The sequence below is a fragment of the Streptomyces sp. NPDC031474 genome (assembly GCF_055581185.1).
Map to the genome: position 1 here is coordinate 53,763 of NZ_JBVIJX010000016.1, position 17,982 is coordinate 71,744.

Annotated in this window: 16 protein-coding genes; 8 read left to right on the forward strand and 8 right to left on the reverse strand. The window is 68.2% G+C overall.

Going from position 1 to position 17,982, the window contains the following annotated elements:
• Positions 1 to 3 precede the first annotated feature (3 nt).
• The 3 genes from ACZ5SK_RS31810 to ACZ5SK_RS31820 all read left to right on the forward strand — a co-directional run bounded on the left by ACZ5SK_RS31810 (position 4) and on the right by ACZ5SK_RS31820 (position 2,600).
• The gene (locus tag ACZ5SK_RS31810; protein ID WP_334574166.1) at positions 4 to 1,122 is read left to right on the forward strand and encodes a fatty acid desaturase family protein; all 1,119 of its coding nucleotides are present in this window, start codon (positions 4 to 6) and stop codon (positions 1,120 to 1,122) included.
• Between the two features lie 325 nt (positions 1,123 to 1,447).
• A complete protein-coding gene (locus ACZ5SK_RS31815) occupies positions 1,448 to 2,011 on the forward strand; it encodes a hypothetical protein (RefSeq protein ID WP_468417211.1) in 564 nt (187 codons plus the stop codon).
• A 103-nt stretch (positions 2,012 to 2,114) separates the two neighbouring features.
• Positions 2,115 to 2,600 carry a hypothetical protein gene (locus ACZ5SK_RS31820; RefSeq protein WP_334574170.1) on the forward strand — a complete coding sequence of 162 codons (486 nt, stop codon included), beginning with the start codon at positions 2,115 to 2,117 and terminating at the stop codon, positions 2,598 to 2,600.
• Positions 2,601 to 3,139: 539 nt separating this feature from the next.
• On the opposite strand, the gene ACZ5SK_RS31825 is transcribed toward ACZ5SK_RS31820, so the two are convergent.
• Positions 3,140 to 3,706, reverse strand: coding sequence for a TetR/AcrR family transcriptional regulator (locus tag ACZ5SK_RS31825; protein WP_334574171.1), 567 nt, complete (start codon positions 3,704 to 3,706; stop codon positions 3,140 to 3,142).
• A gap of 100 nt (positions 3,707 to 3,806) precedes the next feature.
• Here ACZ5SK_RS31825 and ACZ5SK_RS31830 point away from each other — a divergent pair, with 100 nt between their 5' ends.
• Positions 3,807 to 4,703: an alpha/beta fold hydrolase gene (locus ACZ5SK_RS31830; protein WP_334574173.1), complete on the forward strand. Its 897-nt coding sequence runs from the start codon at positions 3,807 to 3,809 to the stop codon at positions 4,701 to 4,703.
• 98 nt (positions 4,704 to 4,801) lie between these two features.
• Here the strand turns inward: ACZ5SK_RS31830 and ACZ5SK_RS31835 are convergent, their stop codons facing one another.
• From ACZ5SK_RS31835 to ACZ5SK_RS31855, 5 genes are all read right to left on the reverse strand, one after another.
• Positions 4,802 to 5,470 (reverse strand): glycoside hydrolase family 78 protein, encoded by a 669-nt coding sequence (locus ACZ5SK_RS31835; RefSeq protein ID WP_334574174.1) that lies wholly within the window; start codon positions 5,468 to 5,470, stop codon positions 4,802 to 4,804.
• Positions 5,471 to 5,534: 64 nt separating this feature from the next.
• Positions 5,535 to 8,696, reverse strand: coding sequence for an alpha-L-rhamnosidase (locus ACZ5SK_RS31840; RefSeq protein WP_468576760.1), 3,162 nt, complete (start codon positions 8,694 to 8,696; stop codon positions 5,535 to 5,537).
• Positions 8,697 to 8,727: 31 nt separating this feature from the next.
• Positions 8,728 to 9,996, reverse strand: a complete 1,269-nt coding sequence (locus ACZ5SK_RS31845; protein WP_468576761.1) for an ABC transporter substrate-binding protein — start codon at positions 9,994 to 9,996, stop codon at positions 8,728 to 8,730.
• 32 nt (positions 9,997 to 10,028) lie between these two features.
• Positions 10,029 to 10,850 (reverse strand): carbohydrate ABC transporter permease, encoded by an 822-nt coding sequence (locus ACZ5SK_RS31850; protein WP_468576762.1) that lies wholly within the window; start codon positions 10,848 to 10,850, stop codon positions 10,029 to 10,031.
• Entirely contained in the window at positions 10,847 to 11,689 is an 843-nt protein-coding gene (locus ACZ5SK_RS31855) for a carbohydrate ABC transporter permease (protein ID WP_334574178.1), read from the reverse strand. Before ACZ5SK_RS31855 ends, ACZ5SK_RS31850 begins: the two co-directional genes overlap by 4 nt.
• A 435-nt stretch (positions 11,690 to 12,124) precedes the next feature.
• Between ACZ5SK_RS31855 and ACZ5SK_RS31860 the strand changes: the two genes are divergently transcribed.
• Positions 12,125 to 13,162 (forward strand): LacI family DNA-binding transcriptional regulator, encoded by a 1,038-nt coding sequence (locus ACZ5SK_RS31860; RefSeq protein WP_334574179.1) that lies wholly within the window; start codon positions 12,125 to 12,127, stop codon positions 13,160 to 13,162.
• 388 nt (positions 13,163 to 13,550) lie between these two features.
• Here the strand turns inward: ACZ5SK_RS31860 and glpK are convergent, their stop codons facing one another.
• Together glpK and ACZ5SK_RS31870 are read right to left on the reverse strand one after the other, a co-directional pair.
• Positions 13,551 to 15,068, reverse strand: coding sequence for a glycerol kinase GlpK (gene glpK / locus ACZ5SK_RS31865; protein WP_099935141.1), 1,518 nt, complete (start codon positions 15,066 to 15,068; stop codon positions 13,551 to 13,553).
• Positions 15,069 to 15,286: 218 nt separating this feature from the next.
• Positions 15,287 to 16,183, reverse strand: coding sequence for an MIP/aquaporin family protein (locus ACZ5SK_RS31870; protein ID WP_334574182.1), 897 nt, complete (start codon positions 16,181 to 16,183; stop codon positions 15,287 to 15,289).
• 354 nt (positions 16,184 to 16,537) lie between these two features.
• Here ACZ5SK_RS31870 and ACZ5SK_RS31875 point away from each other — a divergent pair, with 354 nt between their 5' ends.
• The 3 genes from ACZ5SK_RS31875 to ACZ5SK_RS31885 all read left to right on the forward strand — a co-directional run bounded on the left by ACZ5SK_RS31875 (position 16,538) and on the right by ACZ5SK_RS31885 (position 17,734).
• Positions 16,538 to 16,753, forward strand: coding sequence for an NAD(P)-binding domain-containing protein (locus tag ACZ5SK_RS31875; protein ID WP_334574183.1), 216 nt, complete (start codon positions 16,538 to 16,540; stop codon positions 16,751 to 16,753).
• A 141-nt stretch (positions 16,754 to 16,894) separates the two neighbouring features.
• A complete protein-coding gene (locus ACZ5SK_RS31880; protein ID WP_334574185.1) occupies positions 16,895 to 17,356 on the forward strand; it encodes a pyridoxamine 5'-phosphate oxidase family protein in 462 nt (153 codons plus the stop codon).
• A 222-nt stretch (positions 17,357 to 17,578) separates the two neighbouring features.
• Complete coding sequence (locus ACZ5SK_RS31885) at positions 17,579 to 17,734, forward strand: response regulator transcription factor (protein ID WP_443041182.1); 156 nt, start codon at positions 17,579 to 17,581, stop codon at positions 17,732 to 17,734.
• Positions 17,735 to 17,982 lie beyond the last annotated feature (248 nt).

A 17,982-nucleotide genomic window follows, 5' to 3' on the forward strand; every position in this document is an offset into this window, starting at 1 on the left:
ACCTTGACCGCCATCGACCCCACCGCCCACCTGACCGCGGAGCAGATCGAGGAGCTCGGCCGCGAGCTGGACGCGATCCGCGACGAGGTGATCGCCGGCCGCGGCGAGAAGGACGCCGCCTACATCCGTAAGGTCATCTCGGCGCAGCGCAGGCTCGAGCTGGTAAGCAGGGGCGTGCTGCTGTTCTCGATCTTCCCGCCCGCGTGGCTGGTCGGCACCGCCGGTCTGTCCGTGGCGAAGATCATGGACAACATGGAGATCGGCCACAACATCCTGCACGGCCAGTGGGACTGGATGCGGGACCCGAAGATCCACTCCACCACCTGGGAGTGGGATCACGTCTCGCCGTCCGAGCAGTGGAAGCACTCGCACAACGAGCTGCACCACACGTACACCAACGTGATCGGCAAGGACAACGACCTCGGCTACGGCATCATGCGCGTCGACGAGGACCAGAGGTGGCACCCGTTCCACCTCGGCCAGCCGCTGTGGAACTTCATCAACGCCTGCTTCTTCGAGTACGGCATCGCAGCGTACGACCTGGAGCTCGGCAAGAACCTGAACAAGCGCCGCCGCAAGAACCCGGAGTTCCGCGCGCGGGCCAAGGCCGTGGGCCGCAAGATCCGCAAGCAGGTGCTCAAGGACTACGTGATCCACCCGCTGCTGTCGGGCCCGTCGTTCCTCCCCACGCTCGCCGCCACGTTCACCGCGAACCTGGTCCGCAACATCTGGTCCCACTCGGTGATCATGTGCGGGCACTTCCCCGAGGGCGTACAGGTCTTCGAGCGCCGGTCGATCAAGGGCGAGACGCGCGGCCAGTGGTACCTGCGCCAGATGATGGGCTCGGCGAACATCAGCGGCAGCAAGGCCATGCACTTCATGACCGGCAACCTGTCGCACCAGATCGAGCACCACCTGTTCCCGGACCTGCCCAGCAACCGGTACGCCGAGGTCGCGGTAAAGGTGCGCGCGCTGTTCGAAAAGTACGAGCTGGAGTACGTCACCGGGCCGCTGCCCAAGCAGGTGTTCTCCGCGTGGCACAAGGTCTTCCGGCTCTCGCTGCCGAACAAGAAGCCCAAGGTCAAGACGCCGGACCGCGAGCGTGAGCTCGTCGCGGCCTGATTCCCGGTATTGGTTCAGATCCTTCGGCCGTACCGGCGGCACCGCCGGGGTCGGTGAGATCCGTTGCGGACGGCGGGCGGCGGTCGGCGGGCGGCCGCGACGTCAGACCGCACGACACGGGATCCAGGCAGCCCGGTGTCCGGCTGCGCTGCTGGTGCGGGAGCACTGGTGAGCTCGCATGTTCAGGTGTCGCTTATTCGCGGCTGAGCCCGGATGGGGCTCGCGCTGGACGAGGTGCGCGAGCTCGGCGGCACCCGGCAGTCCGCTGGTCGGCGATTGGCATGATGGGCGGCGGCAAGTCTCAGGTGTCTCCAGAGGAGCGACCATGGTGTTCAAGACCGAAGTCGCCGAACGGGACGAGTGGTGCTATTCGCCGAGTGTCGGCGTCGGACCGCTCCGGTTCGGTATGACCGTCGACGAAGCAGTCGAGGCGGCTGAGATGCTCGGCCGGACGAAGGTCAGCGATTGTGCACAGGACCAGGCGATCTTCACGCCGACTTGGAAGGTCGAAGTCCAGCGTCGCGGGGTGGCTCCTTCACCGACTGCCGTGACGGCCTATGTGAGCCAAGCTGTGGGGCTGTTCTGCATCGCTGCCGACGCCGTGCACGGACCTCAGGTCGTGTATGACGGACTCCCGCTGGTCGGGAGAGACCTGTCGGAGCTGGAGAGCGACGCGATCGCGTATGCCGAGGCAATGGACGTGCACTTTCGCTACACGCCCGAAGGCTACGCAGGACCGGATGACTCCGGGGTCGTGATGCGCGGGCAACCAGTCGGGCAGGTCCTTCGATCGCGTCCGTTGTTCATGGTGACGCGCGACGGCGCGAATACTGAATGGGACTCGACGCCCTCCGAGGAGTACCGCATCAACGGCCAGTCCGGCGAATAGCACCACTCGATGCACACGAGAACGGGAAGCACCCGCGCCCCGGTCGAGTGAAGGGGCGGGGCCATCGGCACTTGCCCACGCATGGTAGTCAGACGGGATGAGAATGATCGATGTCGCCCCTGAATCGCCGATCGCTGACTACGCCGCTGCGTGTGACGTGGTCCGTTCCACCCCTTGGGAGGAACACGACGAAGCGTCCTTCATCCCTTACTCCGCACGCCTGCTGAATGACGATTGGGACAACGAGCGCGCCTGGCTGTGGGTTTTCGGACTGCTGTTGACGGCGAAGCACGTCAGTATGTGGCCTGCCTACGCGCACAGTACCGGCTTGCATGCACGCAAGGTGCTGCAGTCGGCGGACAGGGTCTTTGGCTCCCGCCCCTGCGCACACGACGTGCACCCCTACGAGTCAGGGCTCAACGAGGACCTGGAGCGACTTGCCTCGTATCTGCCTTTGCTGGGCAATGGCCTTCCGACCGGCCAGGATCTGCATTGGTCGCACAGCGCGTCCAAGGAAGCCTGGCTGTGCCCACGTAACCTCGCAGGCTGTGCCCGCGAGGCGGTCAGCATCCTCACACCACGTCGGTGATCCCAGCCTCGGCCCGTAGCCCATCCCACACCGGCACGCCCCCGGTCGGCATGCCGGCTGCAGCAGCAGGTCCTGAGCGAGGGCCATAACCGGCCTCGAAGAAGGCCGCAGTGACTCCCGAAGCCGCGTACAAACGCCTCGCGTTCTCGGTTCTGGCACACATTCCGTGGGAGCAGTGGACGGGTCTTTCCTGGTCGGCAGACTGGAGCGATGCGGATAGAGAGCGTGCTCGGGATCCAGACAGTCCGGCTCGCCGTGACGGTCGGTGCAGTCGTCGTTGCTCCGGTTCTGTTGGTCGCTGGGACTCCGTTGCGGCGCCGCATGTTGAGCCCCTACTACCACGAGGTCGGTCGGCGGACGCCCTGCCTCAGAAAGTGCTCCGGGAGCTGCTGGCACGCGCCTGGCGTGGCGAGACACCGGTTCTCGTCCCGCTCACCAGAGCAGCGATCAGGCTCGGCGGGAACGCCAGGTGACGGACCAGGTCGTCGCGAGCTTCGAGACGGCTGAAGTGCGTGGGGCGTGGGGTCTGTCGGCAGGGTTCAGGTGTGCAGGCCGTGGAGCATGACGCTCAGGTAGCGGCGGCCGGATTCGAGGCGGGCTTTCTGGTGGTCGGCATGGATGGTGGCGGCGTAGGCGACCCCGCACATGAGCGGCAGCAGGCCCTCCCAGGTCACCACACCGCGCACGACCCCGGCAGCGTGCGCACGCTCGAGTAGTCGCCCGGCGAAGGCATCCATCGCACCGGCAAGTTCCGCGGTGCGAGGCAGGACGTGGTCCGGCGCGGAGCGCACGGCGGTTATGGAGGGATCGGTCAGCTGCGCCTCCAGGGTGGTGTGCAGGAAGTCCGTCAGGGCCTGCCACGGGTCGTCGTCGGCCAGCGCCGCTTCCGCCCGGCCGACCAGCGCTTCCAGGCCGGGGGCGGCCACGGTCTCCATCAGGGCTTCCGGCGTCGGGAAATGCCGGTAGACGGTGGCCACCCCCACCTTGGCGAGGCGGGCAACCTCGTTGAGCTGCAGCGGAGTGCCGTCGTCGACGAGCTGCCGGCCCACGTCGACGATGCGCTGCCAGTTACGGGCAGCGTCCTTGCGCATCGGTGCTGTGGTCATACCCACAGCATAACCGGATAGGTCATCCACTTGTGCTACGGTGAAATGGATACATCATCCGTTTCGATGCTGCGGCTCCGCGCCGCGAGGAGAAACCACCATGACGTTCACCGTCACCGACGTGCCCGGGCTGGCCGCCGGGTTCACCGACACATTCACCAGCCGCACCGTCAAGACCCGGGAGCTGACCCTGCACGCCGTGGTCGGCGGCGACGGGCCGCCGCTGCTGCTCCTGCCCGGCTGGCCCCAGTTCTGGTACAGCTGGCGCCTGGCCATGCCCGCCCTCGCCGAGCACTTCACCGTCATCGCCCCCGACCTGCGCGGCATGGGCGCCAGCGACAAGCCCGCCAGCGGCCACGACGCCGCCACCCTCGCCGATGACATGGCCGAGCTGATGACCGCCCTGGGTCACGAACGCTTCGCCGTCGTCGGCTACGACCTGGGCATGCTGGTCGCCTACGCCCTGGCCGCGAACCACCGCGACCGCGTCACCCGCTTCGTCGGCGCCGAGTCGATCCTCCCCGGCCTCACTCCGTTCCCGCCGATGCTGACGGACCCGACCACCAACGAGGTGATGTCGCACTTCGTCATCAACCGACTCGCAGACCTCAACGAACGCCTGATCGCCGGCCGCGAGGAGATCTACTTCGGCCACCAGTTCGCGTCCAAGACCGCCACCCCCGACGCCATCCCGCAGTACGCCGTGGACCTGTACGTCGACCACCTGCGCGACCCGGCCGCCCGGCGCGCCAGCTTCGAGTACTACCGCACCCTCGACACCACCGCCGACGACGTCCAGCGCTGGCGCGACCAGGGACCGCTGACCATCCCGGTCCTGGCCATCGGCGGCCAGTACAGCACCGGCACCATGCCCGCGGAGACCATGCGCCTGGTGGCCACCGACGTCACCGAACTGGTCATCCCCGGAGCCGGCCACTTCCTGCCCGAAGAAACCCCGGAACAACTCACCACGGCAGTACTGAACTTCCTGCGCTGACCCGCAAGACAGAGACCGCCCCCCGCTAGCACCACCACGGATCGTGACCGCGGCCCACGCGCACTTCACGACCTAGCGGTGGAGACCGTCACCGCCACTCACAGGGTCGTGCTCTGCCCTGGCTCCAGTCGCAGGTGCTGCGCACCGCCGAAAGCGCCGATCCGGTCGCTGTAGACGGGGTGGGCGAGGTCGTTGATGAGGGCGTCGTGGACGTCGATGGTGCTGCGCGGTTCGACTTCGCGGACGTAGTCGATGACCTCGGAGATCTTGCTCCAGGGGGCCATGACCGGGACCAGCAGTGTGTGGACGGGCTGGTCGGGGACGGTGAGGGCGTCGCCGGGGTGGAAAACGCGGCCGTCGTCGACGAGGTAGCCGACGTTGGTGATGCGGGGGACGTCCGGGTGGATGACGGCGTGCAGTTCGCCGTTCATGGTACGGGCCGTGAGCGCGGCGGAGAAGGGGATGCCCGTGGACGCTGACGAGACGACCTTGCCCGTTCGCCAGACGTCTGCCCGGCCCTCGCGCAGCGCGTCCGCCGATGGGGCCGCCCTGATCTCATAGACGGTCCGCGGACTGCCCGCCGAACGCCAGGAGAGCAGGGGCGCGCGCTCGTCGATGCCGATCGGGTCGACCTTGTTCTCCGTCTTCAGGTCGACGGCGTACGGATGGGTGGATCTGTGCGTCCCGGGCGCGGCCTGGGCCACGCCGGAGACAGTGAGTGCCTGTGCGGCCGCGAGCACGGCGGCACTGGTGCGGCTGCCTCTCACAAGGGCTTCCCTTCGAGTGGTGTGAAGCGTTTCAGTCCGGCCGGTGGAAGAGGGCCGCACGGGGTCACCGCAGTCCGCTCGTCAGGCGGTACGTGCCGGAGGGCAGCAGGTAGGAGGCGATGCCGTCGGTGTGGCCGAGGAACCGCACGCCGCCCACCCGGGCCAGCGGGGTGCGTCCCTCGCGGACGGTGTCTGCGGAAGTCGCCGGAAGGCGCAGCGTGGCCTCGCTGTTCGCGGGCACGACCGCCTCGTACGTCAGCGAGGCGCCGTCGTCCGTCACCCGCCACTCGCTCCTGATCTCGCCGTAGGGCGACTCGTGCGAGCCGACCACGTGGGCGATCTTCCCGGTGGGGTCGATGTGCGGTTGCAGAAGGAAGTGCTTGAACCCGGGGCTGTCCGGGTCGCGGGCGATGCCGGCCATGTAGGCGTACATCCACTCCATGACCGCGCCGTAGGCGTAGTGGTTGAAGGAGTTCATGCCGACCGGGCCGAACCCGTCCGTCCTGGAGTAGGAGTTCCAGCGCTCCCAGACCGTGGTGGCGCCGCCTCGCACCGAGAACAGCCAGGAGGGCAGCGCGTCCTGGTGCAGCAGCTTGTACGCCAGGTCCGCGCGACCCTCGTCGCTCAAGACCGGGGCGAGGACGTTCACGCCGAGGAAGCCGACGGAAAGGGTGTTCTCTGCGTACTTGACCCGGCTGCTGTTCGGGTGGGCCGCCTTGTAGGCGGCGTCATTGCCGATGTTGTCTGCCAAGTGGCCCACGAGGGCGTGGCGTTGGGCCTCGGTGTCGTAGAGGCCGAGTTTGAGGACCCACAGCAGGGCGGTCTGGGTGTTGTCCTCGGTCTTCTGGTTGGGGTCGGAGCCGGGTTCGATCGGGGAGGCGTCGCCGAGGCTGGACCTGAGGGTGACCGTGCCGCCCTCGGTGCTGAGGTACTTGGTGATGAACGCCCTCTTGATGTCGGCGAACAGCTGCTCGTACGTCGGGGCCTCGGCGGGGCGGCCGACGGCTCGGGCCATGCGGCCCATGAGGTGGGCGACGTAGCCGTAGTAGACGTCGCTCATGAGCTGGGCGCTGGTCTTCTGCGGGGCGAGCCAGTCGCCGGTGAGGGAGCCCTGGCCGGCGTAGGTGTCGCCGGTCTGCCGGCGGATCCAGTCGAGGTAGCGGGTCATGGCGGGCCAGCTGCGCTCGATGACAGCCGGGTCGCCGGTCATCTGCCACAGCGTCCAGGGGAGGATGATCCCGCAGTCCGCCCAACCGCTGCCGCCGCCGGGGAAGTTGTAGCGGCCGCTCGGGGCGACGCCGGTGAACTGGGCCTGGTCCTGGCCGTAGATGGTCTGGGAGTCGATGACGGTGTCCTGGAAGTGCCCCAGGAAGGGCCCGGCGTCGGCGTTGTACAGGCCGGTGGTGGAGAAGACCTGGGTGTCGCCGGTCCAGCCGAGCCGCTCGTCGCGCTGGGGGCAGTCGGTGGGCACCCAGAGGTAGTTGCCGCGCTGGCCCCAACGGATGTTGCTGATCAGCTGGTTGGTGTCTGGGTCGTTCGTGGTGACGGTGCCGGTCTCGTGGATGGCGGAGGTGGCGACCTTGCCGGTCAGGCCGGCGATCGTGACCGTCTCGGTCGCGGTGACGGACGCGTAGCGGAACCCGTAGAAGGTGAGGGAGTCCTGGTGGGTCTCCCCGTCCCGGTCGCCCTTGAGGATGTAGGTGCTCGTGGCCTTGGCGCTGCGGAGGTTGGCTCGGTAGAGGGAGCCTTCGGGTCCGTCCGCTCCGGCGCTGCTGTCGTTGAGTATCTCGCCGAACTGGAAGGTGACTTGAGCGCCTGCCGGTCCGCGCAGGGTGTAGCGGGGTACGCCGACCATGTTCTGGCCCAGGTCGAAGACGGCGGTGTCGCCGGCGGCGAGCGTCGTGCGCGCGGTGGCCGCGCGGTGCGGGTCGGTCACCGTGCGGTCGGGATCGACGACGATGCGGCCCTTGCCGTCGCCGGTGACTTTGGTGTAGACGGTGATCGACTGCGGGCGTCGGTCCCAGCGGCTCATCAGGCGGGCGGTCTCGGCTGGATAGGCGAGGAGTTGGACGCCCTGGTACCTGGTCTCGAAGGGGACCTGCTCGGTGTCCGACCAGGCGGAGTCGTCGAAGCGGGAGGACGTCCAGCCGGGCAGTTCCTTACGGGCGTCGTAGGTCTGGCCGTCGTAGATGTCGTCGGCCCGGTAGGGGCCTGTGTCGGTGGCCTTCCAGGAGCCGTCCGGCCGGGTGACGACGGACTGGGCCGTCCCGTCGGTGTAGCGGATCAGCAGTCTGGCCTTGAGGGCGAGGGCGTTGCCGTCCTTGGAGTAGTACGAACTGCCGTCGGAGATACGGCCGTTGTACCAGCCGTTGCCGAGGACGGCCGCCAGGGTGACGACCGGTTCCCGGGCCACGAGATGGCTGACGTCGTAGGTGAGGTAGTTGACGCGCGCGTCGTAGTTCGTCCAGCCCGGCGGCAGGAGTTCGAGGGTGGCGTCGCCGTCCTGCGGTACGGTCACGCGCCGGCCGCTGACATAGGCCTCGTAGACCCCGAGGGCGGAGACATACAGTCGCGCCTCGCGGACCGGGCCCCGCAGCCGTGCCTCGGTGCGCAGCATCGGCGCGCCGGGCGAGTTCGGGGCCTTGCCCTTCATCCCGATCCACTGGGCGCCGTCCCAGCCGGTGACGCCGTCCATGCTCATCAGGCCGGTCTCGAACCAGGCCACCGGGCCTGTGCCGACCAGGCGGCCCTCGGTGTCCCAGACGGTGACGGTCCAGTAGTAGCGGGTCGAGGCCGTGAGCGGTGTGCCGCTGTAGCGGACGGCCACCGAGTCGGCCGAGCGGACCCGGCCGCTGCTCCAGACGTCGGCCCGGCCGCCGGTCAGTTTCCCCGGCGAGGTGGCGACGACGATCTCGTACGCCCCCTGGTTCCGCCCGCGTCCGGCGGCCCGCATCCGCCAGCCGAAGCGGGGGCGCGCGGCGTCCACGCCGAGCGGGTCGGTGCGGTGCTCCACCGTCAGTCCGAACACGGCGCCGTCCTCCACGGGGTGATTCGGTGCGGCCTGTGCCGTCGTGCCGCCGGTCAGGGTCGCCACTACCGGCACCGCCCCCGCGGTCGCCGCGAGCAGGGTCCGGCGGCGAAGTCCTGTCGTCCGCTGTCCGCCCTCGTCCCCGTTTGCTGTTCCGGCGGGCCGCCCGCCTCCCGTGTTCCGCTCGTCATGGCTCACTCCGTCGTCCTCTCGATCGCCGGCGCCGTGCTCACGAGCCGGCCTTGTAGTCGGTGTCCATCTCCTTGAGGACCTTGTCGGGCGTGGACTGCCCGCTGAAGATCTCCTGGAGGCCGCTGAGCATGGTCTGCTGCACCTTGGGGTTGGGCCACCGCTGGTCCATGAACGGCACGGTGCGGTTCGTCCGGATGAACTGCGACAGCTCGGTGAGCGAGGGATCGACCTGGAAGCCCGTGTCCGGGAGGGAGGGCAGACCGCCCTGCTTCTTGACGAACAGGTTCATCCCCTGCGGTGACATCACGAAGTTCACGAATTTGAGGGCCAGTTCGGGGTTCTTGGCCTTGGCGTTGACTCCGTAGCCGGCGCCCGCAGCGGCCGGGATGAGGGTCTGGGAGGGATCGTCGGTGGCGGGGAGGGGCTTGAGGGTGAACGTGCCCTGCGGGTTCTTCTGCTTGAGGAGGGCGATGACCCAGTTGCCCTGGATGATGCCGAGCGTCTTACCGGTGGCGGCGAGCTGCTGGCTGGCCTCGTAGTTGGTGCCGAGCGGGTTCTTCTGGAAGCAGCCGGTCTTCTGCATCGTCACGTACTTGTCCAGCGCGGTGGTCCACGGCGAGGACGCGAAGGTGGCTTTCCCGGCCTGCATCTTCGCGTCGAAGTCACGGTCGGGGCCGTAGACGGTCGTGGCGACCATCGAGTAGAGCACGAGCTGGGTGACCCAGTTGTCCTGGATGCCCAGCGCGAAGGCGGGGGTTCCCTCGGCCTTGGCGTCCTTGCAGAAGGCCAGCAGCTTGGTCCAGGTGTCGGGCGGGGTGAGACCGGCTTTCGCCAGGGCCTGCTCGTTGTAGACCGCGCCGATGCCGTTCTGGCCGAAGAGCGCGTTGTAGGTCTTCCCGTTGTACTGCGCGACGCTCTTGATCGCCGCGGGCGTCTTCGCGGCCCAGGGCTGGTCGGAGAGGTCGCGCAGATAGCCCGGCTTGGCGAGGACGTAGGTGGCGCCGGGGTTGCCGTTGCCCGGCCACACCGACATCACGTCCGGCGCCGTGCCGGAGGAGAGCTGGGTACGGATCTGCTGCTGGTACTGGTCGGCGCCGCTGGTGGTGTAGCGGACCTTGACGCCGGGGTTGGCCTTCTCGAACGCCTTGACGACGTCCTCGATGGAGCCCTGGTCGATCGAGGCCAGCGTCAGCGTCTTGGAGCCGCCGCCACCGGAGCCTGACGCCTTGGTCCCTCCGCTGCAGGCGGCCAGCAGGGCGGCGGCCGTCGTCGCGGCGACCACGGTCGTGAGCGTGCGTGTCTTCATGGTGTCTCCCTTGCGGGGAAAGGGGGCGGGGCTCATCCCCGCAGCCCTCCGGCGAAGCCGTTGATGATGCTGCGCTGCAGCAGGAAGTAGACGAGCAGGACGGGCAGGATGCTGATCACCAGGGCGGCGAAGATGAGGTTCCAGTCGGTGACGTACTGGCCGACGAAGCCCGCGATGGCGACCGGCATGGTCTGCTGGGCGCTGCCGCTGAGGTACAGCAGCGGGGTGAAGAAGTCGTTCCAGACCGCGACCGCGTTGAGCACGAGCGCGGTCACCGTGACGGGTTTGAGCATGGGCAGGACGACGTACCGGAAACCCTGCAGCGGGGTGCAGCCGTCGATGAGCGCGGCGTCCTCGAAGTCGCGGGGCAGCGCGCGCAGGAAGCCGACGTAGAGGAAGACGGTGAACGGCACTTGCAGGCCCGCGTAGAAGAGGACGAGGGCCCAGGGGGTGCCGAGCAGGCCGAGGTCGCGCATGGTCTGGTACAGCGGGAGGGAGGCGAGCTGGAAGGGCAGCACCAGGCCGAGGAGGACGAGCAGGTAGGTGCTGCGTGACCAGCGGGCCGTGATGCGGGCCAGCGGGTAGGCGGCGAGGGAGGAGACGGCCAGCACGATCACCACGCTGCACGCGGTCACCAGCGCGCTGTTGGCCAACGCCCCGCCGAGGGCGCCCTGTTGCCAGGCGTGGGTGAAGTTGCCGAGGGTCGGCGAGGTGGTGGGGTGGAGCGGGGACGAGGTGTCCGAGGCGGGTCGTACGGCGAGGTTGACCAGGACGTACACCGGGAAGCCGACGACCAACGCGACGGCGATCATGACGAGTTCGAGGGCGAGGGTGCGCGGACGGTAGCGGTTCACGAGGCGGCCCTCTCGCTGCGGGACAGCACGACATACTGTGCGGTGGACGCGATGGCGACGATGATCGTCAGGACCACCGCGAGGGCGATGCTGTAGCCGAACTCGCCCAGGGTGAAGGCGTCTTTGTAGATGAGGGTCGACAGGGTGTCGGTCGCGTGCCCGGGGCCGCCGCCGGTCAGCGCGTAGACCTGGTCGAAGAGTTTGATCCCGCCGATGATCGACAGCATCAGGTTGATGGTGAAGGCCGGGGCCAGCAGGGGCCTGGTCACCGACCAGAAGCGCCGCACCGGACCGGCGCCGTCGAGTGCCGCCGCCTCGTGGACCTCCTGGGGCACCGACTGCAGTCCCGCGAGGAAGATGACCATCGAGTAGCCCGCGAACTGCCACACGATGACTGCGACCACCGCCCAGAGGGCCAGGTTCGGACTGCCCAGCCAGTCCTGCCGCCAGCCGCCGAGCCCGACGGCCTCGAGCAGGCTGTTGACCGCCCCGTCCGGACCGAGCAGGTTGCGCCACAGATAGGCGGTCACGATCGGGGTGATCACGGCGGGGGCGAACAGCAACACCCGGAGCAGGTTGCGGGACTTGATGGCCGAGTTGACGCCGAGGGCCAGCAGCAGGCCCACCGCGTTCTGCACGACCGTGATCGACACGGCGATCAGCAGTGTGTGCCAGACGGCCTGCGTCGCGTCCGCGTCGCGGAACATGTCGGCGAAGTTGTCCAGGCCGATGAAGCGGAAGTGCGGGTCGAGGCCGTCCCAGTCGGTGAAGGCGTAGTACACGCCACGTGCGCTCGGGACGAGGACGACGAAGGCGAACAGGAGCAGAGCCGGCGCCATGAACCACCACGGGGGCGCGGTACGTGGACGGCGAACGGAAGTGACGGGCCTGGAGTCCGGAAAGTCGTCGCGATCCGGGAGTTGGGCGTTCGGGGCGAGGGTCACGGGCGGACCTGCTTCCTTGAAACGTTTCAAAGAGAGCCCGGTGATGGGTGCACCGGCCAGACAGGGTCAGGCACCTGCCGATTCTTGGGTTGTGGAGTGCGGACGACGTCGAAGGGGAGCCTCCGGCGGACCAGTGGGTAACGTTTCCCACGGGTGTTGCCAGACCCTAGAGAGCGCTCTGCGTGACGTCAAGATGCCGCGCACGCTGCACGAATGTTACGGAAAGGCCTCGAACCGGCCCGCCCTCCGCCCGTGATCACCCCTTACCGAACCGGAGGTTCATCCGTACACTTTCCGCCAACGTTGCCCACGACGTCGAAGGAGAGCCGCATGGAGCCGCCCGTCTCGCCCCGTCGCGTCACCATCGTCGACGTCGCCCGGCACGCCCAGGTGTCCACCACCGCCGTGTCGAAGGTGCTGCGCAACGCCTACGGGGCGAGCCCGGAGATGCGGGCCAGGGTGCGCCGCGCGATCGACGAGCTGGGCTACCGGCCTCTGGCGGCGGCGCGGGGGCTGCGCGGGCAGACGTACACGATCGGTGTGATGCTGCCCGACATCCGCAACCCGTTCTTCCCGGAAATCCTCGACGGCGTCACCAGCTGCCTGGCCGACACGGACTACCAGGTCCTCCTCGGTCCGGGGTGCGGCGTGAACGAGGAGGCCGGTGTCATCGAGGCCATGATCGACCGCGGGATGGACGGCCTCGTCCTGGTCGCCCCCGTCTCGCCGCGCGCTCGCCTCGAACGGGTCGCCGCCGACGTACCGACCGTCGTGGTCGGCCGTCACGGACACTCCCCCGCCTACGACACCGTCGCGGACGACGACGTCGCCGGCGCGGCCCTCGTCGTGGGCCACCTGGCAGGGCTCGGCCACCGCCGGATCGCCCACATCGAACACCACGAGGCCGACCCCACGCGCAGGGTCGAAATGCCCAACGCGCAGCGCGCCGACGGCTACCGGCAGGCCATGCGCGGCCTCGGCCTCGAGGCGGAGATCGACGTCGTCTCCACCAGCTACACCCAAGAGGGGGGGTACAAGGGCGCACAGCAGCTGCTCGCACGCCCGACCAGGCCCACGGCCGTCTTCGCCGGAGCGGACATCGTTGCCATGGGCGTGCTGGAGGCGGTGGCCGAGGCCGGGCTGTCGGTACCCGGGGACGTGTCCGTGGCGGGATACGACAACACCACGTTCGCCGCGCTCGGCCCGATCTCCCTGACGAGCGTCGACCAGGCGGGGCGCGAGATCGGCAGGAACGCGGCCCGCCTGCTGCTGGAACGGATCGCGGACCGCGGCAAGACCTCGGTCCAGATCAAGCTCTCCCCCACGCTGGTCCCGCGCCGCACCACCGCTGCCCCGCCGTCGGCGTAGGCCCGGACCCCCTCGCCCCTGGCGGGAACCGGCGCGATCGACTTGTACGGCCCTGCGCGAAGAAGCGTGGCTCCAAGTTCGGATACGCGGCCGCCGGCCTGGGCGTGGCACTCGTCCCCTCGCTGGCCGCCTGGGCGGTCCCGGCCGAACTCGCGCTGTGCCGGCTCACCGACCCGCTCTGCGACGGACGCTCCACCTGGCCCTGCCCGCCGCCCCACTGCCGGCGGGACTCACACTGCAGTGCTTTCGACCGCCCTCCTTCGGAAGGCGTCATGGAACATGCGCGCGACCCCCTGGGCCGGCGATGCCCCGAAGCCGATGAGGCGCTGTTCCCGGTCTCTGCCGTAACCGGGGGAAGGTGCCCTTCGAGGGAAGCAGGTACCGGTCATCAGGTGACCTTGACCCAGTCCAGGGTGCGCTCCACGGCACGCTTCCAGCCCTCATAGCCGTCCTGGCGCTGCTCCTCGCTCCACTCCGGGCTCCAGCGCTTCGACTCCTGCCAGTGGGAGCGCAGTTCGTCGGTGTCGCGCCAGAAACCCGTGGCGAGGCCGGCCGCGTAGGCGGCGCCCAGCGCAGTGGTCTCGGCGACCACCGGTCGGCTGACGGGCACGCCCAGCACGTCGGCCTGGATCTGCATGCACAGGTCGTTCGCGGTCACACCGCCGTCGACCTTGAGTACGTCCAAGTGCACGCCCGAGTCCTGCTCCATGGCGTCGACGACGTCGCGGCTCTGGTAGCAGATGGCCTCCAGTGTGGCCCGGGCCAAATGCCCGTTGGTGTTGTAACGGGCGAGACCGACCATCGCGCCACGAGCGTCGGAGCGCCAGTACGGGGCGAACAGACCGGAGAAGGCCGGGACAAAGTACATGCCGCCGTTGTCGTCCACCGAGCGGGCGAGTTGCTCACTCTCCGCGGCGGTCCTGATCACCTTCAGCTGGTCGCGCAGCCACTGCACGGCCGCGCCGGTGACAGCGATGGACCCCTCCAGCGCGTAGACGGCGGGGCTGCCCGCGAACTGGTACGCCACTGTGGTCAGCAGACCGTGCTGTGAACGCACCAACTCCGTACCGGTGTTGAGGACCAGGAAGTTGCCGGTGCCGTAGGTGTTCTTCGCTTCGCCAGGGGCGAAGCAGACCTGCCCGACGGTCGCCGCCTGCTGGTCGCCGAGGACACCGGCGATCGGGACGGCGGCGTTCAACGGCCGGGACGTGCGAGCCTGGCCGAACGCCTCAGGATCGGACGAGGGGTGGATGGCCGGCAGCATCGCGCGTGGGATGTTGAAGATTCCCAGCAGTTCGTCGTCCCAGTCCAGGGTCTCCAGATTCATCAGCATGGTGCGGCTGGCATTGGTGACGTCGGTGGCGTGCACACCGCCGTTGGGGCCGCCGGTGAGGTTCCACAGCACCCAGGCGTCCGTGTTGCCGAACAGGGCATGGCCCGCTTCGGCGGCCTCGCGCAGGCCGTCCACGTTCTCCAGCAGCCATTTGATCTTGCCGCCGGAGAAGTAGGTGGCCGGCGGCAGGCCTGCCTTGTGGCGGATGGTCTCGCCGTGGCCGTCGCGTTCGAGGGCGGCGGCGATGCTGTCGGTGCGGACGTCCTGCCAGACGATGGCGTTGTAGTAGGGGCGGCCGGTGCGCGGGTCCCAGACCACGGTCGTCTCACGCTGGTTGGTGATGCCGATCGCTTTCAGATCGGTGGCCGAGAGCCCTCCGCTTCGCAGGGCACTCTGGATCACCGTGTTGGTGCGCTCCCAGATCTCCACCGGGTCGTGCTCGACCCAACCGGACCGCGGCAGGATCTGATGGTGTTCGAGCTGGTGCTTCGCCACCTCGTTGCCTGCGTGATCGAAGATCATGAACCGTGTGCTGGTGGTCCCCTGGTCCACCGCTCCGACGAATTCGGGCATCGTTGCCGCCTCTTCTCCTGGTCCTGGTGTCATGACGCTCTGGGGGTGACGTTCCGGGTCGGGCAGTGCTGTCGCCCGCCCCGAATCATCAGGTCAAGCTGGTCCGTACGCCTGCGGAGCACGGTCATCCGGGAGGGCCGGGGCGCGGAGTGCGCAGGCGTCGTTCCCTCAGCGGGCAACTGCCACTGCCGGATGCGTGACGGAGCCTGCTGCTGCGTCTAGGGCTCTTCGGTGGCGGGGCCTTCTTCGGCGGCCTCCCCGGCCCCGGCCCTGGCCTTGACCAGCGGAGTGATCAGCAGGTCATACACGCCCACGCCGACGACTCCGCCGATGAGCGGGCCGACGATGGGGATCCACCAGTAGCCGCTGAACCACCCGAACGTACCGGGCAGAGCAATGGAGCCCCAGCCTTCGAAGAAGGTGAACAATCGGGGGCCGAAGTCACGTGCGGGATTGATCGCGTACCCGGCGTTCGTCCCGAAAGTAAGGCCGATCGCGACGACCACCAGGCCGATGATGAACGGGCCGAGGTTGGACAGCGGAGCCGTATTGCGGGTGTCGGTGAGTGCGCAGATCAGCAGAAGCAGGATCCCGGTACCCACGATCTGGTCAAGCAAGGGACCCCACCAGGAGTCTCCGAAGTATTCGGCAGGGAATGTGGCGAAGATCGAGTATGTTCCCAGCGATTTGTCTCGCGGAGTACCCGTCTTTGTGTTGGCCGCGTCGATGGCCCACCTGTAGGTCGCGTAGACGAGAGCGGCCGCGACGAAAGCGCCCACAACCTGTGCCAGCCAGTAGGGCAGGACCTTCCGCCAGGGGAAAAGCCGTCGAACCGCGAAGGCGAGGGTGACCGCGGGATTGAGGTGGGCGCCGCTGATGCCGCCGGCCACATAGACGCCGAACACTACGGCGAGGCCCCATCCCCACGAGATGATGAGCCAGTTGGCGGGCCCGAACTCCACGACTTGTCGACCTGATCCCGGCAGACCGACGACTGCGACAGCCACCGACCCGATACCCAGCAGAAGCAGTACGAACGTTCCCAGGAACTCGGCAATCATCTCACCGCCGAGACCTTCGCGATAGCCGCGTCGACGCACAGTGCTTTCAGCCATTGTTCCTCCTTGATTAGAAAGTAACGGAACTTTCCATTCCTTGCCCGAAACGTACGCGGAGGGAAGCGCATCTGGGTGAACGTGTACGTGTATCCGCAGCTTTTCCCCTCTATGGAGCAATCCACAGCGCCACTGAACCTGAATGTGTGCTATCGGTCCGACGTCCACGAAAACAGACCACTTCGGCAAGCCGGCGCTCTCCCGTGTGTGGGGCAACGAGATCCCCGCGGACACGTGCGACTGAGCACTTCCGCGGGGTGTGACCGCGCTTCCGTGATGGTTACGGCTGACACGTCGTCGGGCCGTACCTCAATTACTTCGAAGAAGCCGGTCAGCGCCTGTCAGGGGTCCTCGGTGGCGGTGGCTTGCTACCCGATGCGCGACCGGCACATCGAGGCCCTCGACTCGGGCAGGACCACCACCAGCGAACTCGTCCAGGAACACCTGACCGTCGCGAAACTCATCAAGGCGTTCAACAACATCAGCGACTTCCACATCCCCGCACTCGCCCGCCCCACAGACGCCGCCGACCGCACCGCCCTGCCCATCGCCGACCACGTGGTCGCCTGACCCCCCTGACGAGTCCTCACCGCTCCGGCGCACCCGCTCCGCCCTGGACAGAACCCGGCCGAGCACGGACCTCATCGGTCGCTGGGAGTAGGTCCTCAGCCTCAGGCGCGCTTCGCGCCTGCTTGGCTAGGGTCGGTCCTCATGGAGACCACGGGAATCGTTGGCCGCCGCACGGCGGAGCGTATGCGCGACGCTCTGGCGCGGCTCGTCACCGAGCGGGATGTATGGGTGTCGACGGCTCACCCTGATCACGGGCCGCACCAGGTGCCACTGTGGTTCTTGTGGGATGGGTGTGCGGTGTGGCTGTGCACCGGCGCCACTTCCGTGACCGCGCGGAACGTCCGCGAAGAGCCGCGCGTGCGCCTGTCGCTACCGGACACCTTCGACGTGGTGCTCCTCCAGGGGGAGGCGGAGTGCTTCCCGGACCAGGAGGTTCCCTCAGGCGCAGCGGAGGCGTTCGCCGACAAGTTCGGGTGGGATCCACGCGTGGAAGAGGGTTCCTTTCTGTATGTACGTGTGGTCCCGAGGACTGTGCGCGCTTGGCGCGGCGAGCCGGAACTACGCGGGAGAGTCATCATGCGCGACGGGGTGTGGCTGGGATAACGGAGTCCCCGTCCAGCCGGTCCCGCGACTCGACGCCTACTGGGCCCGCATCCGGTCGACTCTCACATACGGCGTCCGACTCGGCGACCCCTGCCATCTGTTTCCCGCCTGGGAATCGGTGCCCGGCAGCGAGAAGTCGTTCCGGTATGCGGAGCCGACGGCGGTGGAGCCCAGTGTGATGGCAGCCACGACGGCCACCCAGAGCACGATGGCGGCCCAGCGATGAGGGAAATCGCCGCACGACTGGTGGTCTCCCCGCTGACCGCGAAGACGCATGTCAGCCGCATCATGGCCAAACTCGGCGCCCGGGACAGATCGCAAGTCGTGGTCATGGCCTACGAGTACCGCATGGTCAGCCCCGGCCGGCTCACGGACTGACCCCCGGCTGCTGCTGCCGGGTTTGCATGCGAGGGTGAGACTGGCCGGTGGGCTCAACGTGTGTGGCGTCGGTCGCTGTTGGCCTCGTCCCACGGCGTCCTCAGTGGCTCATCGTGGGTGTCGGCCGGTCAGCCGCGTTGTGGGCGAGCACGCAAGGCAGCCCAGTGGCGCAGGTGCGCCGTGATCTGGGCCTCGTAGCCGTTGCGGACGGCGCCGGAGAAGCCGTCGGCGGTGTCGGGCTAGGCCGA